At 69.8% G+C, this 25,294-nt stretch carries 23 protein-coding genes and 5 tRNA genes; 17 read left to right on the top strand and 11 right to left on the bottom strand.

All coding sequences use genetic code 11. The features are described from left to right. Positions 1-27 precede the first annotated feature (27 nt). From LCC91_RS06695 to LCC91_RS06675, 5 genes are all read right to left on the bottom strand, one after another. Complete coding sequence (locus LCC91_RS06695) at positions 28-1,080, bottom strand: class 1 fructose-bisphosphatase (protein ID WP_043701272.1); 1,053 nt, start codon at positions 1,078-1,080, stop codon at positions 28-30. Between the two features lie 60 nt (positions 1,081-1,140). Next, positions 1,141-3,804 carry an aminopeptidase N gene (pepN, locus tag LCC91_RS06690; RefSeq protein WP_043701269.1) on the bottom strand — a complete coding sequence of 888 codons (2,664 nt, stop codon included), beginning with the start codon at positions 3,802-3,804 and terminating at the stop codon, positions 1,141-1,143. A 25-nt stretch (positions 3,805-3,829) separates the two neighbouring features. Next, positions 3,830-4,934 (bottom strand): peptide chain release factor 2 gene (gene prfB / locus LCC91_RS06685; RefSeq protein ID WP_143897358.1). Its coding sequence is split into 2 segments (ribosomal slippage): positions 3,830-4,852 and positions 4,854-4,934, totalling 1,104 coding nucleotides; the frame shifts between segments, so codons are not numbered across the junction. 227 nt (positions 4,935-5,161) lie between these two features. Further along, positions 5,162-6,040: a DMT family transporter gene (locus tag LCC91_RS06680; protein ID WP_043701260.1), complete on the bottom strand. Its 879-nt coding sequence runs from the start codon at positions 6,038-6,040 to the stop codon at positions 5,162-5,164. 1 nt (position 6,041) lies between these two features. After that, positions 6,042-7,055, bottom strand: coding sequence for an alpha/beta fold hydrolase (locus LCC91_RS06675; RefSeq protein WP_052231591.1), 1,014 nt, complete (start codon positions 7,053-7,055; stop codon positions 6,042-6,044). A 29-nt stretch (positions 7,056-7,084) separates the two neighbouring features. Here LCC91_RS06675 and LCC91_RS06670 point away from each other — a divergent pair, with 29 nt between their 5' ends. From LCC91_RS06670 to plsY, 3 genes are all read left to right on the top strand, one after another. After that, the gene (locus tag LCC91_RS06670) at positions 7,085-8,878 is read left to right on the top strand and encodes an acyl-CoA synthetase (RefSeq protein ID WP_052231590.1); all 1,794 of its coding nucleotides are present in this window, start codon (positions 7,085-7,087) and stop codon (positions 8,876-8,878) included. 102 nt (positions 8,879-8,980) lie between these two features. Next, complete coding sequence (locus tag LCC91_RS06665; protein WP_043701256.1) at positions 8,981-10,057, top strand: aldo/keto reductase; 1,077 nt, start codon at positions 8,981-8,983, stop codon at positions 10,055-10,057. Positions 10,058-10,248: 191 nt separating this feature from the next. Beyond that, complete coding sequence (gene plsY / locus LCC91_RS06660; RefSeq protein ID WP_224441050.1) at positions 10,249-10,905, top strand: glycerol-3-phosphate 1-O-acyltransferase PlsY; 657 nt, start codon at positions 10,249-10,251, stop codon at positions 10,903-10,905. Positions 10,906-10,924: 19 nt separating this feature from the next. On the opposite strand, the gene LCC91_RS06655 is transcribed toward plsY, so the two are convergent. Then, positions 10,925-11,875 carry an HD-GYP domain-containing protein gene (locus LCC91_RS06655; protein ID WP_052231589.1) on the bottom strand — a complete coding sequence of 317 codons (951 nt, stop codon included), beginning with the start codon at positions 11,873-11,875 and terminating at the stop codon, positions 10,925-10,927. Between the two features lie 13 nt (positions 11,876-11,888). Then, on the bottom strand, positions 11,889-12,374 hold the full coding sequence (locus LCC91_RS06650) for a YajQ family cyclic di-GMP-binding protein (RefSeq protein WP_043701253.1): 486 nt from the start codon (positions 12,372-12,374) through the stop codon (positions 11,889-11,891). 46 nt (positions 12,375-12,420) lie between these two features. Here LCC91_RS06650 and murB point away from each other — a divergent pair, with 46 nt between their 5' ends. Further along, entirely contained in the window at positions 12,421-13,476 is a 1,056-nt protein-coding gene (gene murB / locus LCC91_RS06645) for a UDP-N-acetylmuramate dehydrogenase (RefSeq protein WP_043701250.1), read from the top strand. A gap of 7 nt (positions 13,477-13,483) precedes the next feature. Here murB and LCC91_RS06640 read toward each other — a convergent pair whose 3' ends face one another. After that, on the bottom strand, positions 13,484-13,945 hold the full coding sequence (locus LCC91_RS06640; protein WP_043701247.1) for a hypothetical protein: 462 nt from the start codon (positions 13,943-13,945) through the stop codon (positions 13,484-13,486). A gap of 279 nt (positions 13,946-14,224) precedes the next feature. On the opposite strand from LCC91_RS06640, the gene LCC91_RS06635 reads away from it, so the two are divergent. Then, positions 14,225-15,217, top strand: a complete 993-nt coding sequence (locus LCC91_RS06635; RefSeq protein ID WP_043701244.1) for an alpha/beta hydrolase — start codon at positions 14,225-14,227, stop codon at positions 15,215-15,217. A gap of 82 nt (positions 15,218-15,299) precedes the next feature. Here LCC91_RS06635 and argG read toward each other — a convergent pair whose 3' ends face one another. From argG to LCC91_RS06620, 3 genes are all read right to left on the bottom strand, one after another. Beyond that, entirely contained in the window at positions 15,300-16,625 is a 1,326-nt protein-coding gene (gene argG, locus LCC91_RS06630; RefSeq protein WP_043701242.1) for an argininosuccinate synthase, read from the bottom strand. A 63-nt stretch (positions 16,626-16,688) separates the two neighbouring features. Further along, on the bottom strand, positions 16,689-17,015 hold the full coding sequence (gene ppnP, locus LCC91_RS06625; protein WP_043701240.1) for a pyrimidine/purine nucleoside phosphorylase: 327 nt from the start codon (positions 17,013-17,015) through the stop codon (positions 16,689-16,691). 177 nt (positions 17,016-17,192) lie between these two features. Further along, on the bottom strand, positions 17,193-17,546 hold the full coding sequence (locus tag LCC91_RS06620; protein WP_043701285.1) for an ArsC family reductase: 354 nt from the start codon (positions 17,544-17,546) through the stop codon (positions 17,193-17,195). A gap of 241 nt (positions 17,547-17,787) precedes the next feature. On the opposite strand from LCC91_RS06620, the gene folC reads away from it, so the two are divergent. The 12 genes from folC to LCC91_RS06560 all read left to right on the top strand — a co-directional run bounded on the left by folC (position 17,788) and on the right by LCC91_RS06560 (position 25,163). Beyond that, positions 17,788-19,137 (top strand): bifunctional tetrahydrofolate synthase/dihydrofolate synthase, encoded by a 1,350-nt coding sequence (gene folC / locus LCC91_RS06615; RefSeq protein WP_143897359.1) that lies wholly within the window; start codon positions 17,788-17,790, stop codon positions 19,135-19,137. A gap of 3 nt (positions 19,138-19,140) precedes the next feature. Then, positions 19,141-19,530 carry a hypothetical protein gene (locus LCC91_RS06610; RefSeq protein WP_224441049.1) on the top strand — a complete coding sequence of 130 codons (390 nt, stop codon included), beginning with the start codon at positions 19,141-19,143 and terminating at the stop codon, positions 19,528-19,530. Beyond that, complete coding sequence (locus LCC91_RS06605) at positions 19,527-19,922, top strand: SPOR domain-containing protein (RefSeq protein WP_224441048.1); 396 nt, start codon at positions 19,527-19,529, stop codon at positions 19,920-19,922. Before LCC91_RS06610 ends, LCC91_RS06605 begins: the two co-directional genes overlap by 4 nt. A 3-nt stretch (positions 19,923-19,925) precedes the next feature. Continuing rightward, the gene (locus LCC91_RS06600; RefSeq protein WP_143897361.1) at positions 19,926-20,411 is read left to right on the top strand and encodes a CvpA family protein; all 486 of its coding nucleotides are present in this window, start codon (positions 19,926-19,928) and stop codon (positions 20,409-20,411) included. A 15-nt stretch (positions 20,412-20,426) separates the two neighbouring features. Next, complete coding sequence (gene purF, locus LCC91_RS06595; protein WP_143897362.1) at positions 20,427-21,941, top strand: amidophosphoribosyltransferase; 1,515 nt, start codon at positions 20,427-20,429, stop codon at positions 21,939-21,941. Positions 21,942-21,944: 3 nt separating this feature from the next. Then, the gene (locus tag LCC91_RS06590) at positions 21,945-23,177 is read left to right on the top strand and encodes an O-succinylhomoserine sulfhydrylase (protein WP_143897363.1); all 1,233 of its coding nucleotides are present in this window, start codon (positions 21,945-21,947) and stop codon (positions 23,175-23,177) included. Positions 23,178-23,210: 33 nt separating this feature from the next. After that, positions 23,211-24,614, top strand: coding sequence for a glutamate--tRNA ligase (gene gltX, locus LCC91_RS06585; RefSeq protein ID WP_058615423.1), 1,404 nt, complete (start codon positions 23,211-23,213; stop codon positions 24,612-24,614). Positions 24,615-24,747: 133 nt separating this feature from the next. Further along, positions 24,748-24,823: transfer RNA gene (locus LCC91_RS06580), tRNA-Ala, on the top strand. A gap of 8 nt (positions 24,824-24,831) precedes the next feature. Continuing rightward, positions 24,832-24,907, top strand: a tRNA-Glu gene (locus LCC91_RS06575). A 5-nt stretch (positions 24,908-24,912) separates the two neighbouring features. Further along, a tRNA-Asp gene (locus LCC91_RS06570) sits at positions 24,913-24,989 on the top strand. A 16-nt stretch (positions 24,990-25,005) separates the two neighbouring features. Further along, positions 25,006-25,081: transfer RNA gene (locus LCC91_RS06565), tRNA-Glu, on the top strand. Between the two features lie 5 nt (positions 25,082-25,086). After that, positions 25,087-25,163 (top strand) — tRNA-Asp (locus LCC91_RS06560). Positions 25,164-25,294 lie beyond the last annotated feature (131 nt).

Here is a 25,294-nt window from a genome sequence, read left to right as displayed (position 1 = left end):
CGGCTGGCAGTATCGCAGAAAGCGCCATTATAGCGCGGCGCCGGCGGGCTGGGCGGCATCCGCCTCGTGGTGGTAGCGCGTCACGCGCTCCACCTCGTGGCGCGAGCCGAGGATCACCGCCACGCGCTCGTGCAGGCCGCGCGGTTCGATGTCGAGGATGCGCCGGCGCCCGTCGGTGGCGGCGCCGCCGGCCTGTTCGACGATCCAGCCCATCGGGTTGGCCTCGTACATCAGGCGCAGCTTGCCGGGCTTGTTCGGCTCGCGCTTGTCCCACGGGTAGAGGAAGATCCCGCCGCGCGTCAGGATGCGGTGCACGTCGGCCACCATCGAGGCCACCCAGCGCATGTTGAAGTCCTTGCCGCGCGGCCCTTCTTTGCCCGCCAGGCACTCCTCGATGTAGCGTCTCACGGGCGGTGCCCAGTGACGCCAGTTGCTCATGTTGATGGCGAATTCCTTGGTGTCTTCCGGGATGCGGACCTGGTCCTGCGTCAGCACCCACGCCCCCAGCTCGCGGTCCAGCGTGAACATCGCGACCCCATTGCCAACGGTGAGCACGAGGGTCGTCTGCGGCCCGTAGATGCAGTAGCCAGCGGCCACTTGTTGGCGGCCGGGCTGCAGAAAGTCGGCTTCGCTTACCGGATCGATGCGCGTGGGGTCCTCGCGGTGTTTTTTCAGTACCGAGAAGATCGTGCCGATGCTGACGTTGACGTCGATGTTGCTGGAGCCGTCCAGCGGGTCGAACAGCAGCAGGTATTCGCCGGCCGGGTAGCGATTGGGGATCGGCAGCACGCCGTCGAGTTCTTCGGACGCCATCGCGGCCAGGTGGCCGCCCCACTCGTTGGCCTCGATCAGCACCTCGTTGGCGATGACGTCGAGTTTTTTCTGCACCTCGCCCTGGACGTTCTCGGTCCCCGCGGAGCCCAGCACGCCGCCCAGCGCCCCTTTGCCGACGCTGATGGCGATGCGCTTACAGGCGCGGGCCACTACCTCTAGCAGCAACCGCAGCTCCGGCGTGATGCGGCCGTGCACGCGTTGCTGTTCGATGAGGTAGCGGGTGAGCGAAATGGCGGCGGTGGACATGGGGCGACTCCTCGGATGGCCAACGGGGCGGTGGATGAAACGACCATCAAGCGGCCGGTGTCAATCGGCCAGCGCGCGCGTGACGACCTCGCGCACGTCGGTGCTCAGCGTCGGCTGGGCGGCGACGGCCTCGATCGCCGCGCGCGCGGCGCTGCGGTAGGGTTCGGCCAGCTTGCGCCAGCGGTCCAGCGCGCGCGCGAGCCGGGCGGCGACCTGCGGGTTGAACGCGTCGATCTCCTGCACGCGGTCGCGCCAGAACGTGTAGCCGGCGCCGTCCGCACGGTGAAAGCCCGCCGGGTTGGCGTGGCAGTAGGTGCTGATGAGGCTGCGCGCGCGGTTGGGGTTGCGCAGGTGGAAGTCCGGGTGCTGCAGCAGCGCCTGCACGCGCGGTAGGGCGTCGCCGCCGCGATCGGGCGCGCCGGCCTGCAGCGCAAACCACTTGTCCAGCACCAGTTCCTCGTGGCGGAACAGGTCGTGGAAACGTTCGAGCGCCTTGGCCGCGAGCTCGTGGCCCGTCACCACCAGGGCGCTCAGCGCCTGGTAGCGGTCGGTCATGTTGGTCGCGTCCTTGAAGCGTTGGTAGGTCTTGCCGGGCCACACGGGGTTGCCGTTGTCGCGCGCGGCCAGGCACAGCATCTGCAGCGCCAGGCCGGTGAGCGCGCGGCGGCCGCTGCTGACCGGGTCGGGCTGGTACGCGCCGTTGTCGTGGTGCGCCTCGTAGGCCCACACCCAGTCCTCGTGCAGCGCGTGCGCCATCTGCTGGCGCATCGCCTCGCGCACCGCGTGGACGCGCTGCGGATCGACCTCGTCGAGCTGTTCGGCGATGTAGGTTTCGGCCGGCAGCGTCAGCACCAGTTCCTTGAACGCGGCGTCCAGCGTCGGGTGGCGCAGCACCTCGCGCATCGCCTGCAGCACGGCGGCGTCCAGCGGCTCGTGTACCGGGCCGCCGGCGCGTATCGCGGCCAGCGCGCGGCGCAGCAGCAGTTGCTGGCCCGCTTCCCAGCGGTTGAACGGGTCCGTGTCGTGCGCCAGCAGCACGCGCAGCTCGTCGTCGTGGAGGTCGTGCTCCAGGATCACCGGCGCGCTGAACCCGCGCAGCAGTGACGCGATCGGCGCGGCGTCGATGCCTTCGAAGGTCACCGTCATTTCCGGCTCGTGCAGCACGAGCAGCCGTTCGGTGCCGGGCAGGGCATGACCCTGCCGGTCGAGCAGTCCCATCGCCACCGGGATGACGAACGGCTCCTTGGTCGGCTGCCCCGGTGTGGGCGGGCAGCTCTGGCGCAGCGTGAGCGTATACGTGCGTGCCTCGGCGTCGTAGCTGCCGCGGGCGTGTACCCGCGGCGTGCCGGCCTGGCTGTACCAGCGCTTGAACTGGGGCAGCAGCCGGGCCAGTTCGCTGTCCGGGTTGGCGTCGGCAATCGCCTGCGCGAAGTCGTCGCACGTCACCGCCTGGCCGTCGTGGCGCTGGAAATAGAGCTTCAGGCCCCGGGCGAAGCCATCGCGCCCGACGAGCGTCTGCATCATGCGCACGACTTCGGCGCCTTTTTCGTACACCGTGACGGTGTAGAAGTTGTTGATCTCGGCGTACTGGTCCGGGCGCACCGGGTGCGCCATCGGGCCCGCGTCCTCGGGGAACTGCGCGGTGCGCAGCACGCGCACGTCCTCGATGCGCTTGACCGCACGCGCCGAGGGGCTGCCGGCCATGTCCTGGCTGAACTCCTGGTCACGGAAGACCGTCAGACCCTCTTTCAGGCTCAGCTGGAACCAGTCGCGGCAGGTGACGCGGTTGCCGGTCCAGTTGTGGAAGTACTCGTGCGCCACGACCGACTCGATGTTGGCGTAGTCCGTGTCGGTGGCGGTGGCGGGGTTGGCCAGGATGTACTTCGTGTTGAAGATGTTGAGGCCCTTGTTCTCCATCGCGCCCATGTTGAAGTCGCTGGTGGCGACGATCATGAAGCGCTCGAGATCCAGCGGCAGGCCAAAGCGCGTCTCGTCCCAGGCGATGGCGGCCATCAGCGACTGCAGCGCGTGGTCGGTTTTGTCGAGGTCGTGCGGCCGCACGTAGATCTGCAGCAGGTGGTCGGTGCCGCTGCGGCTGCGGATGGGCTGGCTGCGACAGGCGAGCTTGCCCGCCACCAGCGCGAACAGATAGCACGGCTTGCGGTGCGGATCCTCCCAGCGCGCCCAGTGGCGGCCATCTTCAAGGTCGCCCTGCGCCACCAGGTTGCCGTTGGACAGCAGCACCGGGTACTGCGCCTTGTCCGCGCGCAGCGTCACCGTGTAGGTGGACATCACGTCCGGGCGGTCGAGGAAGTAGGTGATGCGGCGGAACCCCTCGGCCTCGCACTGGGTGAAAAACGTGCCCTGGCTCACGTAGAGGCCCATGAGCTGGGTGTTCTTCTCCGGCGCGCAGGTGGTGAAGATTTCCAGCTCGAAGGGCTCGTCGCCTTCGGGCAGTTTTTCCAGCACCAGTTGTCCGCCGTCGAGGCGGAAGCTCGTGCCCTGGCCGTTGACCAGCACGCGCGCCAGGTTCAGGTCTTCGCCGTCGAGCCGCAGTGGTTGCGCGGGCTGATCCGGGTTGCGGCGCACGCGCATGCGGTTGAGCACGCGCGTCTTGGCCGGGTCGAGGTCGAAGGTGAGGTCGACCGTGTCGATCCAGTACGCCGGCGGGGCGTAGTCCTCGCGGCGGACGATGCGGGGGGAGCCTTCGCGGGCAGCGGTCATGTTGCGGTCCTGTGGCAGTGGAGGGTCAGACGCCTTGCTTGAGCGAGGCTTCGATGAAGACGTCGAGGTCGCCGTCGAGCACCTTTTGCGTGTTGGAGACTTCGACGTTGGTGCGCAGGTCCTTGATGCGGCTCTGGTCCAGCACGTACGAGCGGATCTGGTGGCCCCAGCCGACGTCGGTCTTGGACGCTTCCAGCTGCTGCTGCGTTTCCATGCGCTTGCGCATCTCCAGCTCGTACAGCTTGGAGCGCAGGCGCTGCCACGCCAGGTCGCGGTTGGAGTGCTGGCTGCGGCTGTCCTGCGCCGTCACGACGATGCCCGTGGGGATGTGCGTCAGGCGCACGGCCGAGTCCGTCTTGTTGATGTGCTGGCCGCCGGCGCCGCTGGCGCGGTAGGTGTCGACGCGCACATCGGCCGGGTTGATCTCGACCTCGATGGAGTCGTCGATTTCCGGGTAGACGAACACCGACGCGAACGACGTGTGCCGCCCCCCGGAGGAGTCGAACGGCGACTTGCGCACCAGCCGGTGCACGCCCGTTTCGGTACGCAAGAGCCCGAAGGCGTAGTCACCCTCGACCTTGATCGTCGCACTCTTGATCCCGGCGGTGTCGCCGGGCTGCTCGTCCTCGACCGTGGCCTTGAAGCCCTTGCGCTCGGCGTAACGCAGGTACTGGCGCAGCAGCATCTGCGCCCAGTCGCAGGCTTCGGTGCCGCCGGCACCGGCCTGGATGTCGATGAAGCAGTTGTTCGGGTCGGCGGGGTTGTTGAACATGCGGCGGAACTCCAGCCGCTCGACCTCCGGCGCGATGCGCTCGACATCGGCCTCGATCGTCTCCAACCCCGCGTCATCGCCCTCGGCGCGGGCCATCTCGAACAGCTCGCGGTTGTCGGCCAGCTCTTGCGCGAGCCGGTCGAGCACGAGGACCACGTCCTCCAGCGACTTCTTTTCCTTTGCGAGGTCCTGCGCGCGCTTGGGGTCGTTCCAGACGTTGGGGTCTTCCAGCGCGGCGTTGACCTCCGAGAGTTTCAGTGCCTTGGCATCGTAGTCAAAGAAACCTCCGCAGGTCGGCGACGCGCTGCGTCAGATCCTGCAGGCGGTTGGACAGGGCGTTGAGGCGTTCGGCTTCCATGGCGTCGACTTTCCGGTTGGGGTTTTTCAAAACCCTTCATTTTCGCACGCGAGCGCCGTTTCATGCGGGGGGGCGCGCGCCGTCGCCAGCGCAGACGTGGATCCCCCGGCATGGTCGGCACAACCCCGCTTGGCCTGCGGTGCAAGGGGCGGTCGGGCTGTACAGCGAGCCAGGGCGGGGTGCCTTCTGGCTGGGTGGCCTGCGTGGCGCATCCACAGGGGGCACGCTCAATGGCGTCGCCCCAGTTGCGCGAGCAGCATGCCGGCGAGGATCAACGCAGCGCCGCCCCAGCCGCGCCAGCCGATCACCTCACCCAGAATCCACCAGCCGCCGATGGCCGAGAACACCCCCTCGCTGCTGTAGATGATCGCCGCGTGCGAGGCCTTGGCGGTGCGCTGCGCGACGACCTGCAGCGTGTAGGCGATGCCGATCGACAGGATGCCGCCCCAGGCGATCGCGCCCGCCGCGCCGCTGAGCGCCACCCACGTGATGGGTTCGCCGCGCCACAGCGCCGCGGCCCACGACAGCGCGCCGGCCACCGCGTACTGCACGATGGACAGGCGAATCGCGTCGTGCCGCCGCGCCCAATGCCCGACGAGCAGTACATGCACCGCCCACAGCCCCGCGCCGCCGAGTTGCAGCCAGTCGCCCGGGGCGATCGTGGCGTCCGGCTTGACGCTGAGGAAGTACAGCCCGGCCGTCGCCAGCCCGACCGCCAGCCACACCGGCAGGCCGACCGGCTGTCCGAAGATCCGCATCAGGATCGGCACCAGCACCACGTACAGCCCGGTGATGAACCCGGCGTTGGAGACGGTCGTGCCCAGCAGCCCCACCTGCTGCAGGTTGATCGCCGCAAACAGCACCAGGCCGAGCAGCGTGCCATCGCGCCACAGCCCGGTGCTGTCCACGCGCGGGATGGTCGCAAACGGGCCGCCGCGCCACCACCACAGCGGGGCGATCAGCGCGGCCCCCAGCGCCATGCGCGCCGCGGTGTAGGTGAACGGCCCGACGCTTTCCATCCCGAGCTGCTGCGCGACGAAGGTCGAACCCCAGATCGCCGCGACGCCGACCATCAGCAGGTCGGTTTTCCAGGTGGCGTGGGCCATGTCAGCCCTCCCACGCGCGCGCGGGCACGCCGACGGAGCCGGGGGCGTCGAGGTGGGCCTCGATCAGTGCCGCCACCTGTTGCGGCTGGTCGTGGTGCAGCATGTGGCCGGCGTCGTCCACCCGGGCGATGCGGCAGTCGGGGACGACCTGCAGCCGCCGGTGGTACTCGGCCAGCGAGTGCTCGCCGCGCGGGAACCACTGCGCCAGGCTGTCGTCGCTGGCCTCGACCGCCAGCACCGGGGCCGTGATGGCTGCGTGCACCGCCAGCACCTCATCGAGGCGGTAGAGGTGGCTGCTGCGCACCTTGTGGGCGGGGTCGCCCAGGATCACCCACTCGCCGTCCGGATTGGCCGGGTCGAGTGGCCGCGCCCAGTGCGTGGCGAGCCAGCGGGCGCGCGACTCGGCCAGGCGTCGGTTGGTTTTCATCAGGCGCTGCGCCACGCCGGCGAGCCCCGTATAGGTCTTGAGGGTGATCTCCCCGCGCGTGAGCTGGTGCAGCTCGTCGATCCACGCGGCGTAGCGGCGCGGGGCCTGCTCGGGGCGCGTGGCCGGCAGACCGAAACCCTCGAGGTTGACGAGCCGCCGCACGCGCGCCGGGCGCACGCCGGCGTAGAGCATCGCGACATTGCCGCCCATGCTGTGCCCGACGAGGTCGATCGGGGCGTCGGGCGCGCGCCCGAGCCGCTCGTTGACGCGCGTGATCAGGAAGTCGAGGTCCGCCAGATAGTCGGCGAAGAGGTATTGATCGGCGTCGCCGTACGGGGGCGGACCGTCGGCATCCCCGAGGTGCGCCGCGCGCGTCAGTCCAAAGCCGCGCCAGTCGGGGGCGAGGCAGTGGCGCTCGTGCGCGAGCGCATCGACGACGAACTGCCACGAAGCGGAGACGTCCATCCAACCGTGCAGCAGCCACAGCGGCGGGCGCGCCGCATCGGGTTGTCCCCACTCGCGGACGTGGTAACGTTGGCCGCGCAGCGTCTCGAAGGTGCTGCGCGAGGGTCGCAGGACTTGATACATTCCCGCCATTATTGAGGAGACCCACGGCCATGGCTTCCCAGACCCGTCGTGTGCAAGACAGCCCCCCCGTGCCGGCCGATGCCTATGCGGCGCTGTACCACGCGTTTCGCTGGCACGTGCCGCCGCGCTTCAACATCGCGCACGCCGGCGTGCGGCGCTGGGCGGTGAAGAAAGCCACGGCGGCGGCCGTCGCGATCATCGAGGACCGCCCCGGGCGGCCGCGGCCGCGCCGGTATACGTACGGGGAGCTGGCGGATGAGGCCAACCGGCTGTCGAACGCGCTGCGCCTACTGGGGGTGCAGCGCGGCGACCGGGTGGCCATCGTGCTGCCGCAGCGTTTCGAGACGGCGGTCGCGTACATGGCGGTGCTGCAGCTCGGCGCGGTGGCGATGCCGCTGTCGCAGCTCTTCGGCCCGGAGGCGCTGGAATACCGCCTGCAGGACAGCGCGGCGAGCGTCGCTCTCGTCGACGACGCCACCGGACCCGGGGTGTTGGCGGTGCGCGGCCGCTGCCCGGCCCTGCGCCACGTGGTGGGGCTGACCGGTGCCTTCGACGTCGATGTGGTCGACTGGCCCGGCGCGCGCGAGGGCCTGCGTTCGCGCTTCGAGGCCGTGGACACCGCCGCCGATGACCCGGCGGTGCTCATCTACACCAGCGGCACCACCGGCAACCCCAAGGGGGCGCTCATCCCGCACCGGGCGCTGATCGGCAACCTGAGCGGCTTCGTCGCCAGCCAGAACTGGTTCGGCTTCGATCCGTGGGATGCGCGCGCCCAGAGCGAGGCCGTTTTCTGGAGCCCCGCCGACTGGGCGTGGACCGGCGGCCTGATGGACGCGCTGCTGCCGACGCTCTATTTCGGGCGGCCGATCGTCGCGTGGCACGGGCGCTTCGATCCACTGGAAGCGTTTGCGCTGTTGCAGCGGCACCGCGTCACGCACACGTTTCTGTTTCCGACGGCGCTCAAGGCGATGATGAAAGCGGTGCCCGAGCCGCGACGGCGCTACCGTTTGCGCCTGCAGGCCATCATGAGCGCCGGCGAGGCCGTCGGCGACGCGGTGTTTGCCTACTGTCGCGACCAGCTCGGCGTGACCGTCAACGAAATGTTCGGCCAGACCGAGATCAACTACGTCGTCGGCAACTGTGCGCGGCTGTGGCCCGCCCGCCCCGGCAGTATGGGCCGCGCCTACCCGGGGCATCGGGTGGCCGTCATCGACGAGGCGGGCAAGCCGGTGCCGCCGGGCACGGTGGGCGAGGTGGCCGTGCACCGGCGCGACGTGCACGGTGATCCGGACCCGGTCTTCTTCCTCGGCTACTGGGGCAACGAGGCCGCGACGCGCGGCAAGTTCACCGGCGACCCGGCCGACAGCTGGTGCCGCACCGGGGATCTGGCGGTGCAGGACGCCGACGGCTACCTGTGGTACCAGGGGCGTGCCGACGACGTGTTCAAGTCCGCCGGCTACCGCATCGGCCCAAGTGAAATCGAAAACTGCCTGGTCAAGCACCCCGCGGTGGCCAACGCGGCCGTGGTGCCGAAACCGGACGCGGAGCGCGGCGCGGTCGTCAAGGCCTATGTGGTGCTGGCGCCGGCGTGGGCCGAGCGGCGCGAGCGCTGCGCCGATCCCGCCACCGAGTTCGACGCGCCGCTGGTGGCCGAGCTGCAGCAGCACGTGCGCGGGCAGCTCGCACCTTACGAGTACCCGAAGGAGATCGAATTCATCGACGCGCTGCCGATGACCACCACCGGCAAGGTGCAGCGGCGCGTGCTGCGGCTGCAGGAGGAGGCGCGCGCCCGTGCTGCGGGCGGCCCGTCGTCTGTGCCGTGAAGTCCGTGCCACAGCGGAATGTGCGCTCGAACGGCGACCTGGCGTCCCGACCATTCGGTGAAGGTCGTGCCGCAGGAAAATGAACCCTTGACAGGAGAACCGATGCCCCCCACCGCGATACCCACCACCCCGCTGGGCCAGACCGGCCTGCACGTCACCCGCATCTGTCTGGGGACGATGACCTTTGGTGAGCAGGTCAGCGAGGCGGACGCCCACGCCATTCTGGACCGCGCCGTCGAGCGCGGCGTCAACTTCCTCGATACCGCCGAGATGTACGCGGTGCCGGCGCGGCCCGAAACCTGCGGCGCGACGGAGACGATCATCGGCCGCTGGCTGGCGGCGCGCCCGGGGATGCGCGAGCGCATCGTGCTCGCCACCAAGGTCGCGGGGCCGTCGCGCGGCATGCCGTGGATCCGCGGCGAGCAGGCCGGGTTGACGAAGGCCGAGATCATCGCCGCGTGCGAGGGGAGCCTACGCCGTCTGCAAACCGACGTGATCGACCTGTACCAGATCCACTGGCCGGCGCGCAACGTGCCGATGTTCGGGGCGATCACCTTCGACCCGGCCAAGGACAAGCCCTGCGCCAGCATCCTGGAGCAGCTCGAGGCGATGGACGCGCTGGTGCGCGCGGGCAAGGTGCGCGCGATCGGTTTGTCCAACGAGACGCCGTACGGCGTGCACGAGTTCGTGCGCCTGGCGCAGCAACACGGCCTGCCGCGCGTCGCCACGGTGCAAAACCCGTACTGCCTGATCAACCGCAGTTTCGAAAACGCGCTGGACGAGACCTGTTACCGGCTCGGGGTCGGGCTGCTGGCGTACTCGCCGCTGGGCTTCGGGCTGCTGACGGGCAAGTACGACGAGACGGGGCTGGTGCACGCCGGGCCGCCGCAGGGGCGCATGGCGCTCTTCGAGAGCATGCGCAAACAGCGCTGGGGGCGGCCGGAGGCGCTGGCCGCGGCGCGGCGTTACAACGCGCTGGCCCGCGAGCACGGCCTGACGCCGGTGCAGCTGGCGCTGGCGTTTTGCTACCACAACTGGCGCGTGGCCAGCACCATCATCGGGGTGACGTCGCTCGCCCAGCTCGACGCGTGTCTGGATGCGTGGGACGTGACGCTGTCGCCCGAGCTGCTGGAAGCGATCGACCGCATCCGCTGGGAGATCCGCGACCCCGCGCAGTGAGCGACCGTCCCAGTCGATCGGCTCGGTAGAGAGGGGGGTTTCCCTCTGCAGCCTGTGTGCCTGTGACGAAGGCAGGGAACCGAAGACAGCGCCGTGGCGGAGCAAGATGAGCGACGCCCCGGCTCCCCGTGGCCGCTGGCACAATTAGGCCCCCGGCGCAAGCCCCCGTTACCCTGACAGGAGCCCCGTTCGTGTCCGACGCTTCCCTGACCTGGCTGCCCGCATTGGCGGTGGCGCTGGCGTACCTGATCGGTTCGTTGTCGTTTGCGGTGCTGGTCAGTCGCATGATGGGGCTGGCGGACCCGCGCACCTACGGCAGCAAGAACCCGGGGGCCACCAACGTGCTGCGGTCCGGCAGCAAGGCGGCGGCGGCGCTGACGCTGCTGCTGGACGCGGTCAAGGGGTGGCTGCCGGTGTGGGCGGTGGCGCACTGGGGGGCGGCTTGGGGCCTGGGCCACGGCACGCTGGCGGCGGTGGGGCTGGCGGCGTTTCTCGGGCACCTGTTCCCGGTGTTTTTCCGCTTCCGCGGGGGCAAGGGCGTGGCCACCGCGGCGGGCGTGCTGCTGGCGCTGGAGCCGTGGCTGGGCGTCGCGGTGATCGCGAGCTGGCTGCTGGTGGCGGTGTTTTTCCGCTATTCGTCGCTGGCGGCCATCGTCGCGGCGGTGTTCGCACCGCTGTATTACGGCTTCGGTGACGGCGTGGCGTGGACGGCGAACGCGCCGGTCGGTGCCGCGGTGGCGGCGATGAGCGTGCTGCTGCTGTGGCGGCACGCGGGCAACATCCAGCGGCTGCTCGCCGGACAGGAAAGCAAGATCGGCAGCCGCAAAAGCCCGGGCGGCCGCGGGTGAGTGAGCTGGTCAGTTCGCGTCAAAGACCGGCATTGTCGCGCGTGGCGAAAAGCAACGGCAGCAGCGCGTCGACGGAGGGGACATCGGCGACCGACGTCCCGTGCAACGCCGAGACAACCGCCCATTCCGGCTGACGGGTGTCGACAGCGAACGGTGAGGGTGGCTTCTTGCCGTCCGGGCCGAAAATGACGGCGACCTGCGGGTCTCCCGGGTTTTCCCCGCGCCGCAGGGCGATCGCGGTCGAGTCGTCCGCCAAGCGGACCAACGTTCCCGGCGGAAACAAGCCCAACTCGTGGACGATGGACCTGCCCACATCGTCGATCTTCTCCGTGCCCTGTGTCGTCAGGTGGTGCCCGGTTTCCACCAGATGACGCCCGTCTCGCGTTTGGCGCGGGCTGATCAAGGCGCCGTAGCGATCGAGCCGCTGCAGAACCCGCGTCGAAAAATCCAGGCACGCCGTATCGTGGTGGTACTTCACGACGAACAGCCAGCGTTCATCCTTGACGCCGTGCGATTGCAACAGCTCGACCGATCGGGACGGATGAGCGTCGATCTGCGTCCGTTGCGAGGGTGTGATCGGTGCGGTCTGCATCGCCAGCAGGTTTTGCAGGCGGGTCATCCCGATGTTCATGGTCAGCGCGGCGCGTTCGAGGGTGTCGGCGTCCGCGGCAGACAAGGCCAACGCCGGACTGACCACGCGCGCCAATGCCCAACACAGCAGCGCGTGGATGCTGCTGTAGCCCACGCGCGTCGTCGAGGCGAGCCGGAAAATCCAAAACAGTCCGGCGTCGGTGTCCGCATCGAGGTGGGAGCGCGCATGTTCCAGCCAATCCGAAAACGCCAGTGGCCAATCGTCCCGCCCGGACGGTGCCGCCAACAGCAGGGCGGCGAGGCGGGATTCCAGATCGGACCACCGGTGCAGCCACTCTGCCGGGGTTGCGGCACCGTGATACGCAGACGGCATGTTCATGAACACCCAGCGGTCAGTCGCGGAAGTTGGTGAAGCTCAGCGGCAGCTGCGCCATCTGCTGCCGGATCAGCGCGATTGCGGCCTGCAGGTCGTCGCGCTTGGCGCCGCTGACGCGCACCGCGTCGCCCTGGATCGCGGCTTGCAGCTTGAGCTTGCTGCCCTTGATGAGCTGCTGGATCTTTTTCGCGTCTTCGGTGGCGATGCCGCTGCGCACGCGAAAGACCTGCTTGACCTTGTCGCCGCCGATTTTCTCGACCTTGCCGGGGTCGAGGAAGCGCACGTCCACGTTGCGCTTGGCGAGCTTGTTGCGCAGGATGTCCTCCACCTGCTGCAACTGGAAGTCGCTGTCGGCGTGAACGGTGATGTCTTTGTCCTGCAGCGACACGGCGGCCGACGATCCCTTGAAATCGAAGCGCGTGCCGATTTCGCGCTGGGTCTGTTCCACGGCGTTTTTGACTTCGACCAGGTTGGGTTCGAGCACGGTATCGAACGAAGGCATGCGGGGGTTCCTCGGGTGGTACGAGCGGGTTTGCGACAATCCGTGCATGGTAGTCGAGAACCACGTGTCGTTGCAGCCCTTCAACACGTTCGGCATCGCGGCGCGTGCGCAGCGGCTGGCGCGCATCCGCCGCGATGACGACGTGCTCGCGCTGGTGCGGCACCCGGACTGGCGGCCGCAGGAGACCTTCATCCTCGGTGGGGGCAGCAACATCGTGCTCACGGGCGATCTGCGCCAGCTCGTCTTGAAGGTCGAGATTTCCGGCCGGCGCCTGTTGCGCGAGGATGAGCGGGGCTGGCTGGTGGAGGCGGGTGCTGGCGAGCGCTGGCACGATTTCGTCGCGTGGACGCTGGCGCAGGGCTGGCCGGGGCTGGAAAACCTGGCGTTGATCCCGGGGACGGTCGGCGCCGCGCCGGTGCAGAACATCGGCGCGTATGGGGTGGAGCTGCAGGACCGCTTCCACTCGCTGGATGCGATCGACCTGGAGACAGGCGAGCCGCTCACCTTGCGCCACGAGCACTGCGCCTTCGGCTATCGCGATTCGGTCTTCAAGCACGAGCGCTCCGGCGCGCACGGGATGGGGCTCAAGGGGCGGGCGCTGATCACGCGCGTGCGCTTCTGGCTGCCGCGGCGCTGGCGACCCGCGCTCGGATACCAGGACCTGGCGCGCAAGGTCGCGGAAACCGGTATCACCGATCCGACGCCGCGGCAGGTGTTCGATTGGGTCTGCGAGATCCGCCGCGCCAAGCTGCCGGATCCGGCCGTCCTCGGCAACGCCGGCAGTTTTTTCAAGAACCCGACGGTCACCCCGGAGCAGTGCGCGGACATCATCGGCCGTGATCCGCAGGTCGTGCACTATCCGCTGCCCGACGGCACCATCAAGCTCGCGGCCGGCTGGCTGATCGACGCCTGCGGCTGGAAGGGCAAGAGCGTCGGCCGCGCGGGCGTGTACGAAAAACAGGCGCTGGTGCTCGTCAACCGCGGCGGCCGCGAGGATCCGTGCACCGGCGGCGAGGTGATGACGCTGGCGCGGCTGATCCAGACCAGCGTGTACGAACGCTTCGGCATCCGGCTCGAGCCCGAGCCGGTGGTCGTCGGCTGAACGCCGGTCAGGCCGCCAGCGGCTCGCTCACGACGGCGGCGTTGGCGGCGCCCGGGGTCACCTCCGCGGCGGCGGACGTCGCGCGCCGCTCGTGGCCCATCGCGGCCAGCGTGTCCACCATCGGCTGGGCGGCGAGGCTGCCGGCCCGCACCAGCGCGGCAAAGTCATCCAGCGCGCGCTGGCGGGCCCGTTCGATGCGTTGCGAGGGGTGGCCGATTGCCGGGTCCGCGGCGCGCTCGGCGCAAGCCAGCATCGAGCGGGGGATCCACGTCTGGGTGTGGCCACAGGTCGGACAGACGAGCCCGCGGCGCTGCGCGACGAGCGTTCCCAGATAGCCCCCCGCGAAGGCGTGCTGGCCGTTGCGCGCATTCGGGCAGGTGAGCGGGTGCACCGGCGCGGGGACGACGCCCGCTTGAAGACGGTTGATGAGATCCACCTGCGCGGGGTCGAAGGGGGCATGCAGCCACATGGGAGGTCTCCTGGGTGGGCGCTCGGGCGCCGTCGTGACGAACGCTCGCATTCTTGGGAGTGAGGCGCCCTTTGCCAAGGGGTTTTTGCAATGAGAGAGGGTTGTTACCGTCGGTTACAGTTCGGTCGGAACCGATAACACCAGCCGGCGTGACGGCGGGTGGCGTGCGGGCCGGCGGGTAGGCTGGTGGTGTTCTGCAGGTGGCTGGAGGAAGGGAATATGACGTACGGCATGCGGGCGTCGTCGTGGCGATCAGGCGCGCTGCGGGCAGTGCGATCGATGGCGGGCCGGGCCCGCACGTGGCTGCTCGGCGGGCTCGGGGTGCTGGCGGCACTGGTGGTGCTGTGGTTCGCGGGGCCGCGCTACCCGTACGGGCCGGACGAGCCGGCGCCACGGGCTCAGCCGCCGGCGGTCGCGGTCGCCATCGACGCCTGGCTGACGGCGCAGGAGGCGGCGCAGCCCGGTCTGCGGCCCGGCGCGGCCAAGGGGGTCGTCTGGGCGGGGGAGGCCGGTCGGCGCACCCCGTGGGCGGTCGTGTACCTGCACGGCTTTACCGCGACGCGGGTGGAGACGTATCCGCTGGCCGAACGCGTCGCGCAGGCGCTCGGCGCCAACCTCTTTCACACCCGGCTCGCCGGGCACGGTTTGCCCGCCGAGGCGCTGGCCACGGTGCGCCCGCAGGACTGGCTGGCCGATGCGGTGGAGGCGGTGCGCATCGGTCACGCGATCGGCGAGCGCGTGTTGCTCATCGGCACCTCCACCGGCGCGACGCTCGCGGCGTGGCTGGCGCTGCGCCCGGACGCGGCGGGTGTGCCCATCGAACGCCAGGTGTGGATCTCGCCGAACTTCGGCCCGGCCGACAAGCGCACCGAGCTTTTGCACGGCCCTTGGGGGGCGCAGCTGGCGCAGGCGATCACCGGCGGCACCGTCGGCGCCCCCAGCGGCGACCCACGCATCGACGCGGGCTGGACGCGCGTCTATCCCGTGCAGGCGCTGCTGCCGATGATGGCGCTGGTCGAGCGCGTGCGGGAAGCGGACCTGTCGGCCGTGCGCACGCCGGTGCTGGTGCTGTACAGCCCGCGCGACCGCACGGTCGATCCGCGGCTGACGCAGGCGGTCTTCGAGCGGCTGGGCAGCCCCGTCAAGCGGCTGGAGGCGGTGGAGGACAGCACCGACCGCGACCAGCATGTGCTCGCGGGTGAGCTGCGCTCACCGGGCACGACCGAACGGCTGGCCGAGCGCATCGTGCGCTGGGCGCGCGAGGGCGTGTAGGGTGCACGTAGGGCGCGCGTAGGGCTGTGCGCGTAGGACGGCGCGTACGTGCCGCAGCGCCGTCCCGACCGCCGGCGAGGCCTCAGCCGCCGAGTTTCAGCAGGTCGCCGTCCTGGCCGATGGCGAGCAGCCCGGCCTGCGTGTAGATGCCGAGCTTGTCGCGCGTGTCGGTGATGTCCAGGTTACGCATGGTGAGCTGCCCGATGCGGTCGCGCGGCGTGAACACCGACGCGCCCTTTTCCATCGTCAGCCGCTCGGGGTGATAGGTCAGGTTGGGGCTTTCGGTGTTGAGGATCGAGTAGTCGTTGCCGCGGCGCAGCTCCAGCGTCACCTCGCCGGTGATCGCGCGCGCTACCCAGCGCTGCGCCGCCTCGCGCAGCATGATGGCCTGCGGGTCGAACCAGCGGCCCTGATACAGCAGGCGGCCGAGCTTGCGGCCGTTGTCGCGGTACTGCTCGATCGTGTCCTCGTTGTGGATGCCGGTGACCAGCCGCTCGTAGGCAATGAAGAGCAGCGCCATGCCCGGCGCTTCGTAAATGCCGCGGCTCTTGGCCTCGATGATGCGGTTTTCGATCTGGTCGCTCATGCCCAGGCCGTGGCGGCCGCCGATGCGGTTGGCCTCGAGAAACAGCTCGACCAGATCCGGGTATTCGCGGCCGTTGAGCGCGACCGGGCGGCCCTCTTCGAAGCGCACCGTGACCTCTTCGGGCCGGATGTCGCAGTCCTCGCGCCAGAACGGCACGCCCATGATGGGGTTGACGATGCGGATGCTGGCGTTGAGGTGCTCCAGGTCCTTGGCCTCGTGCGTGGCGCCGAGCATGTTGCTGTCGGTGCTGTAGGCCTTCTCGACCGACATCTTGTAGTCGAAGCCGTTGCGGATGAGGAATTCGCTCATCTCCTTGCGGCCGCCCAGCTCGTCGATGAACGCCTGGTCCAGCCACGGCTTGTAGATCTGCAGCGACGGGTTGGTCAGCAGGCCGTAGCGGTAGAAGCGCTCGATATCGTTGCCCTTGTAGGTGCTGCCGTCGCCCCAGATGTGGACGTCGTCTTCCTTCATCGCGGCCACCAGCATCGTGCCGGTGACGGCGCGGCCGATCGGCGTGGTGTTGAAGTAGGTCACGCCCGCCGTGCTGATGTGGAAGGCGCCGCACTGCAGCGCGGCCAGCCCTTCGGCGGCGAGCTGCGGACGGCAGTCCACGAGCCGCGCCTTCTCGGCACCGTAGGCCAGCGCCCGCTTCGGGATGGCCTCGTAGTTGGGCTCGTCCGGCTGGCCGAGGTTGGCGGTGTAGGCGTAGGGGATGGCGCCTTTTTGGCGCATCCACAGCAGCGCGGCGCTGGTGTCGAGGCCGCCGGAGAACGCGATGCCGACCTTCTGGCCGACGGGCAGGCTTTGCAGGATGGTGGACATGGGCGTGGCGAGGATGGATGGCGAAAGAAAACTATCGAGCGGCGGCGGCAAACCCGATCGGGTTCAACCGAAATGGCAAATGTAGTGATATGGCTCGTCGCTGACCCGGATCTGGAAGGTCGCGTTGCCGGGCACGGCAAAGCGCTCGCCGGGGCCGAAGCGCTGCCACGCGGTCGCCCCCGGCAGCAGCACCTCGCACGTCCCGGCCACGCCCTCCATGACCTCGGGCGCGCCGGTGTTGAACGTCAGCGTCGAGGGCAGGATGACGCCGACCGACAGGCGTTTGCCGTCGGCGAGCGTCAGCGTGTGGCTCACGCACTGGCCGTTGAAATACACGTTGGCGCGGGTGGTGACGTCGGCGCCGCGGACGGTGTCGGTGATGGCATTCATGGTGTCCGGATTGTAGGTGCAGCACTGCCCACGCCGGGCGGGATGCCCCGCGGGCGCATGCCGCGTTTTTCTGCGCCGCGGCGGCGCGGGGCGTCCGCCCGTGGCCGGATGTGCCGTGCGGCGGAATGCTTGCGCCCGACCAGGGCGGTGCTTGACCGGGTGGCGCAGCGCCAATTCTCACCGACGCGTCGCGTGGCGCGCCCAGTCGTCCGGATCGAAACCGGCGGTGATGCGGTCGCCCCAGTCCACCACCGGGCGGCGGATCACGCTGGGCTTGGCCAGCATCAGGGCGCGGGCGCTCGCTCCGTCCGTAACACCGGCCCGCGTCGCGTCGTCGAGCTGGCGCCAGGTCGTGCCGCGGCGGTTCAGCAGCGCCTCCCAGCCCAGTGCGGCCAGCCACGCATCCAGCCGTTCGGTCGGTACACCCTGCTTTTTGAAATCGTGGAACGTGTACGCGACGCCGTGCGCCTCCAGCCACGCACGGGCTTTCTTGACGGTCTCGCAGTTCGGGATACCAAAGACGTGGATCATGGACGCATGGTAGCGCAGCCACATCGGCGCATGGCCGTGCAGCCACCGCGTTACCGTGCCCAGGGCGCGACTGGGCTTTTGTCGTCGGTGCCTGTACGCAAGCCTCTGCCGCTGTGCACCGCAGCGGTCCTTGGCGCCCGGTCGCGTGCTGGTCCCGGACTTTTGACCCTTTCCCCCGCGGGGCGGCGGGCGGCCTTCCTTGGCACAATGGGCGCCCCGATCATCGCAGCCCGAACAGCCCATGTCCGTTCCCCCGACCGACGTTCCCCCGACCGCGCCCGTGGCCGATGCCGCGCTCGCCGAGTGGCTGGCGTATCTGGAGCACCTGCACGGCCAGCGCATCACGCTGGGATTGGAGCGCGTGCAAACGGTCGCGCACCGCCTGGGGGCGGCGGTGCGGCCGGCGTGTCCGGTCATCACGGTCGCGGGCACCAACGGCAAGGGTTCCACGTGCGCGATGCTGGAGGCGATCTACCGCGCCGCCGGCTACCGCACCGCGCTCTACACGTCGCCCCACCTGGTGCACTTCGAGGAACGTGCGCGCCTCGACGGGCAGCCGATGGCCAGCGCCGACCTCGTGCCCTCGTTCGCGGCGGTGGAAGCCGCCCGCACCGCGGGCGACCCGGTGGTGCTGAGCTACTTCGAATTCACGACGCTGGCGCTCGTGCATGCCATGCTGGCGCAGCGCCCCGATGTGCTGATCCTCGAAGTCGGCATGGGCGGACGGCTGGATGCGGTCAACGTGTGGGACGCCGACTGCGCGGTGATCACGAGCGTGGACCTGGATCACATGGAGTACCTGGGGCCGGACCGCGAGGCGATCGGTTACGAGAAGGCGGGCATCCTGCGCACCGGCCGCCCGGCCGTGGTGTCGGACCCGGAGCCGCCGCGCAGCGTGCTGGAGCGCGCGCGCGAAATCGACGCCGACCTGTGGCTGGGTGGCCGGGATTTTCGCCACAGCGGCGACCGGCAGCAGTGGGCGTGGCAGGGGCGTGCACGCCGCTATGCCGGGCTGGCGTACCCCGCGTTGCGCGGGGTCAACCAGCTCACCAACGCGGCGGGTGTGCTGGCGGTGCTGGAGGCGATGCACGTGCGCCTGCCGGTGACGGCGCAGGCGGTGCGGCAGGGGCTGGCCACGGTGGAGTGGCCGGGGCGGTTCCAGATCGTGCCGGGCGAGCCCGTGCTGGTGCTGGACGTGGCGCACAACCCCCACGCGGCGGCCGCGCTGGCGGAAAACCTGGACGCGATGGGCTTTTACCCCCAGACGCAGGCGGTGTTCGGCGCGATGGCCGACAAGGACGTGCGGCCGATGTTGGAGCGGCTCGATCCGCTGATCGACGTGTGGCATTTTTGCGACCTGCCGACGGCGCGTGCCGCGCGCGGCGACGCGTTGCACGCGCTGTGGCAGTCGGTGACGCGCCGGCGCGACGCGACCGCGACCGTGCACGAAGGCCCCGCGGCGGCCCTGAAAGCCGCGCTGGCGCAGGTGGACCCCGCTGGTAGAATCGTGGTTTTTGGGTCGTTCTACACGGTCGGTGGTGTGCTGCAAGAGGGCGTGCCCCGCCTGGCTGCCCGGCACCTACAGGGCTGACGCATGTTCCAACTCGGTTCCGGTTCTGCCAAGTCCCCTCCCGCCTCCGGTGCGGAGAACCCGGCGTCCGTGGAAGCGCTGCGGCAGCGGGCGCGCCGCCGCCTGATCGGTGCGACCATCCTCGTGGCGCTGGCGGTCATCGTCGTGCCGATGGTGCTGGAGTCGCAGCCGCGCCCCATTCCGGTGGATATCGCCATCGACATCCCGGCGCGCGACGGCCTGCCGCCACTGGAGCGGCCGGCGGCCCGCGGGGCGGAACCCGCCGGCAGCGCAGTGGTGGCGGGTGCCGCGCCGGCGACGGCGACCGTCACCCCGCCGGCTACCGCGGCAGCGCCGGCCCCGGGCCCGATCCCAGTGCCGACAGCGGGGGGGCCGCGCCGGCGGGCCCCGTGACCGAGGGGGCTGCCGCGCCTGTCCCGTCGACGCCGCCGGCGCAGACGCCGGCCAGCCCGCCTCGCCCATCGTCCGCCGGCGGTTCGGCGGCCCCCGCACCCGCCACGGCACCCGCGGCAGGCAGCGCCACGGCCGCCAAAGGGGGCGCGACCGATGCGCCGCGGGTGCGCGTCGTCGTGCAGGTCGGTGCCTACGCCGAGCCGGCGCGCGCGCAGGAGGTGCGCCAGCGCCTCGAGCGCGCCGGGCTCAAGACCTATACCCATGTCGCCGAGACCCCCGAGGGCAAGCGCATCCGCGTGCGCGTGGGGCCGTTCGACTCGCGCGCCGAAGCGGAGAAGGTGGCGGAGAAAGTCAAGAAGCTGGGCCTGCCGGCGGCGGTGCTGACGCTGTGACCCATGGCCGTGGTCGATGTGATCCTGCTCGCGGTGCTCGCGGCCTCGGTCTTGCTGGGGGTGTGGCGCGGGCTGCTGTACGAGGTGCTGTCGGTGCTGGCCTGGGTCGTCGCGTTCGTCGTGGCCCAGCGCTGGGCGCTGGCGGTGGCGGGGTGGCTGCCGCTGCAGGGCTGGAGCGATCCGCTGCGCTACGGTGCCGGGTTTGCGCTGACGTTCGTCGTCGTGGCATTCGTCGGCGGCTGGGTGGCGGCGCTGGCGCGCCGCGGGGCCGAGGCCACGGGCGTGCGGCCGGTGGACCGTGTGCTGGGGGGCGTGTTCGGGCTGCTGCGCGGGGGGCTGATCCTGGCCGGCGTGGCGCTCCTCGTACACCAGACACCGTGGGCGGACAGCGCCGCGTGGCGCGAGGCGGTGGGGCCGCGCTGGCTCACCCAGGGGCTGCTGGCGGTCAAGGTGCTGGTGCCGGCCGAGGTGGCCGTGTATTTTCCGTAGTTCGAGGGCATCGAGATGTGTGGCATCGTCGGGGTGGTCAGCACCCAGCCGGTCAATCAGCTGATCTATGACGCGTTGCTGCTGCTGCAGCACCGCGGTCAGGACGCGGCGGGGATCGTGACCCAGCAGGGGCACAAGTTCTTCATGCACAAGGCCAAGGGCATGGTGCGCGACGTCTTCCGCACGCGCAACATGCGGGCGCTGCCCGGCACCTGCGGGCTGGGCCAGGTGCGCTACCCCACCGCGGGCAACGCCGCCAGCGAGGAGGAGGCGCAGCCCTTCTACGTCAACGCCCCGTTCGGGCTGGTGCTGGCGCACAACGGCAACCTGACCAACGCGCGCGCGCTGAAAGAAGAGCTGTTCCGGCTCGACCACCGGCACATCAACACCGAGAGCGACTCGGAGGTCCTGCTCAACGTGCTGGCGCACGAGCTGGAGCGCGCCACGCGCGGTGTGCCGCTGCGGGTGGACGATGTGTTCGACGCGGTGGCGGCGGTGCACCGGCGCGTGCGCGGCAGTTACGCGGTGGTGGCGCTGATCGCCGGGCACGGCATGCTGGTCTTCCGCGATCCCTACGGCATCCGGCCGCTGTGCATCGGCCGCGGGGCCGACGGCACGGTGATGGCGGCGAGCGAGTCGGTGGCGCTGGAAGGAACGGGGCACCGTTTCGAGCGCGACGTCGCACCGGGCGAGGCGATCTTCGTCACGTTGGACGGCCAGATGCACGCGCGCCAGTGCGCCGACGCGCCGTCGCACCATCCGTGCATCTTCGAGTTCGTGTATCTGGCGCGGCCGGACTCGGTCATCGATGGCATTTCGGTGTACCAGGCGCGGCTCAATATGGGCGAGGCGCTGGCCACGCGTGTGATCTCGACCGTGCCGCCCAGCGAAATCGACGTCGTCATCCCGATTCCCGAGTCGAGCCGTCCGGCGGCGATGGAGGTGGCGCGGCTGATCGGCCTTCCGTACCGCGAGGGGTTCGTGAAAAACCGCTACGTCGGCCGCACCTTCATCATGCCGGGGCAGGCGGTGCGCAAAAAGTCCGTGCGGCAAAAGCTCAACGTCATCGCCAGCGAATTCGCCGGCCGCAACGTGCTGCTGGTCGACGATTCGATCGTGCGCGGTACCACCAGCCGCGAGATCGTGCAGATGGCGCGTGAGGCCGGCGCGTGCAAGGTCTATCTGGCCAGCGCCGCGCCGCCGGTGCGCTACCCCAACGTCTACGGCATCGACATGCCCACGCAGCAGGAGCTGGTGGCGCACGGCCGCTCCGTCGAGGAGGTGCGCGCGCTCATCGGCTGCGATGCGCTCATCTACCAGGACGTGGAAGCGATGAAGCGCTCGGTGGCGGCGCTCAACCCGTCGCTGTGCGGCTTCGAGGCGTCGTGCTTCGACGGCGTATACATCACCGGCGACGTGACGCTCGAGTCGGTGGCGGCGATCAACGCCCCGCGGCAGGGGGGCGCCAGCGTCGAGGACGATGAGGGCGGTGGCACGCGCCTGACGCTGCCGAACGCGCAGGAGTCGTGACGAATGGCGTCGTGTAACGAGGGGGGCGCGCACCCCGGCAACGCGTGGCACCCGCAGACGGCGGCGGTGCGCGTGGCCGTGCCCCGCACGCCGTATGGCGAGAACAGCGAGGCCCTGTTTCTGACCAGCGGTTTCGTGCAGCCGAGCGCCGAGGCCGCGGCGGCGCGCTTCGCCGGGGACGAGGAGGGCTACACCTACGCCCGCTATGGCAACCCGACGACGGCGAGTTTCGAGCAGCGGCTCGCCGCGCTCGAGGGCACCGAGGCGGCGATCGGCACCGCGTCCGGCATGGCGGCGATCCTGATGCTGTGCATGGGGTTGCTCAAGGCCGGCGACCACGTCGTGTGCTCGCAGTCGATGTTCGGCGCGACGATCAAGCTGATCGGATCGGACCTGGCCAAGTTCGGCGTGGCCAGCACCTTCGTGCCGCAGACCGACCTGGACGCGTGGCGTGCGGCGGTGCGGCCTGAGACACGGCTGCTGCTGGCCGAAACACCCACCAACCCGCTGACCGAAGTCTGCGACATCGCGGCGCTGGCCGACATCGCCCACCGCGCGGGTGCGCTGCTGGCGGTGGACAACTGCTTCGCCACGCCCGCGCTGCAGCGCCCGGCGGCGCTCGGGGCCGACATCGTCGTGCACTCCGGCACCAAATACCTGGACGGGCAGGGCCGGGTGATGGCCGGTGCCCTGTGCGCCAGCCACGCGCTGGTGCAGGAGGCGTTTCTGCCCGTGTTGCGCAGCGCTGGCATGACACTGGCACCGTTCAACGCCTGGGTCGTGCTCAAGGGGCTGGAAACCTTGCACCTGCGCCTGCAGGCGCAAAGCGCCACCGCGCTGCGCCTGGCGCAGTGGTTGCAGGCGCATCCGGCGGTGGCGCGGGTGTACTATCCTGGTCTGCCGGAGCACCCCCAGCACGCGCTGGCGATGCGTCAGCAGTCGGGCTGTGGCGGCGCCATCGTCGCCTTCGAGGTGCGCGCCGACGGGGCCGAGCAGGCGCGCGCGCGTGCGTTTGCCGTGCTGGACGCGTTGCAGACGCTGTCGCTCTCCACCAACCTGGGGGACACGAAGACGCTGTGCTCGCACCCGGCCAGCACCTCGCACGGGCGCCTGAGCGAGGCGCAGCGACAGGCCGCCGGCATCACGCAGGGCCTGATCCGCGTCTCGGTCGGCCTGGAACACATCGACGACATCGTGGCCGATCTGGCGCGCGGGCTCGACGCCTGCGCACGCTGACCGACGCCGCGTCTTCCACTGCATCGGATCATCATGACCGCTCGCATCCGCACCCGCTTCGCCCCGTCGCCGACGGGGTTCATCCACCTCGGCAACATCCGCTCCGCGCTCTACCCATGGGCCTTCGCCCGCGCCAACGGCGGCGACTTCATTCTGCGCATCGAGGACACCGACCAGGAGCGCTCGACCCAGGAGGCGGTTGACGTGATCCTGGAGGCGATGGACTGGCTGGGGCTCACGCCCGACGAGGGGCCGTACTACCAGATGCAGCGCATGGACCGTTACCGCCAGGTCATCGCCGAGATGCTCGCGGCGGGGCTGGCGTACCACTGCTACATGACGCCGGCGGAGCTGGACGCGCTGCGCGAGCGGCAGATGGCGGCCAAGCTCAAGCCGCGCTACGACGGCACGTGGCGGCCGGAGCCCGGCAAGACGCTGCCGCCGGTACCGGATGGGGTGCTGCCCGTGATCCGCTTCAAAAACCCGACCAGCGGCAGCGTCGTGTGGGACGACAAGGTCAAGGGCCGCGTCGAAATCCGCAACGACGAACTCGACGACCTCGTCATCGCGCGGCAGGCCCCGGTGGGCGAGATCGGCACGCCGACCTACAACTTCTGCGTCGTGGTGGACGATATCGACATGCGCATCACGCACGTCATCCGCGGCGACGACCACGTCAACAACACCCCGCGCCAGATCAATATCTTTCGCGCGCTGGGCCACGAGCCCCCGGTGTACGCCCACCTGCCCACCGTGCTCAACGAGCAAGGCGAGAAGATGAGCAAGCGCCACGGCGCCAAGCCCGTCACGTGGTACCGCGACGCCGGCTTCTTGCCGGAGGCGATGATCAACTACCTGGCGCGCCTGGGCTGGAGCCACGGTGACGACGAGATCTTCACGCGCGAGCAGTTCCTGCAGTGGTTCGACCTCGAGCACCTGGGGCGCAGCGCGGCGCAGTTCGACGAGGCCAAGCTGCGCTGGGTCAACGCGCAGCACATCAAGATGACGCCCGACGAGCGGCTGGCGCCGCTGGTGGCGCAGCAGCTCGCGCGCCGGGGCCTCACGGCCGACGAGCGACTGCCCGCCCTCTGCGCGCTGTTCAAGGACCGCTGCGACACCACGGTGGCGCTGGCGGACTGGGCGCAGCCGTACTACGCCACGCCCACACCGCGCCCCGAGGATTTGGCCCAGCACGTCACCGACGCGGTCCGCCCGGCGCTGCGCGCACTCGCGGCACGGCTGGCCGACACCGAATGGACCCCGGCCGCAATCGGTGCCGCGATCAAGGCGACGCTGGCCGAACACGGGCTGAAGATGCCGCAGCTGGCGATGCCCGTGCGCGTGCTCGTGATGGGCACGCCGCAGACGCCGTCGGTGGACGCGGTGCTGGCGCTGCACCGGCGCGAGGACGTGCTGGCGCGGCTGGCCGCGGCGTGAGGGGGGCGGGAAGAAAATCCGCCGCCCCGGCCGAAAAGGGCGGCCAAAATATGGCTATAATGCAGGTCTTGCTGATGCACGACGACGGCGGTAATCGAAAGCGACAACCGCATCGCCGGAAATCACAAGCCGTGGGGGTATAGCTCAGCTGGGAGAGCGCTTGCATGGCATGCAAGAGGTCAGCGGTTCGATCCCGCTTACCTCCACCACGAATTCAGACCCTATCGTCTAGAGGCCTAGGACATCACCCTTTCACGGTGAGTACCGGGGTTCGAATCCCCGTAGGGTCGCCACAATTGGAGCGGTAGTTCAGTTGGTCAGAATACCGGCCTGTCACGCCGGGGGTCGCGGGTTCGAGCCCCGTCCGCTCCGCCAACGGTTAGTTTTCGACGACCCTATCGTCTAGAGGCCTAGGACATCACCCTTTCACGGTGAGTACCGGGGTTCGAATCCCCGTAGGGTCGCCACAATTGGAGCGGTAGTTCAGTTGGTCAGAATACCGGCCTGTCACGCCGGGGGTCGCGGGTTCGAGCCCCGTCCGCTCCGCCAACGCTTCTTCGCAACCCCGCCACCCGGCGGGGTTGCGTTTTTCCGGGCCCTGTTTCGTTTTTCCGGGGCCCTGCCCGGCGGGAAAAGGGCGGGGGCGGGCCCCCGGGGCAACACAGGCATTTCCGGGGAGT

The organism is Tepidimonas taiwanensis (genome assembly GCF_020162115.1).
GTDB lineage: Bacteria > Pseudomonadota > Gammaproteobacteria > Burkholderiales > Burkholderiaceae_C > Tepidimonas > Tepidimonas taiwanensis.
Note: the sequence above shows the minus strand (reverse complement) of the source record. Positions and strands in the feature narration are given on the sequence as shown.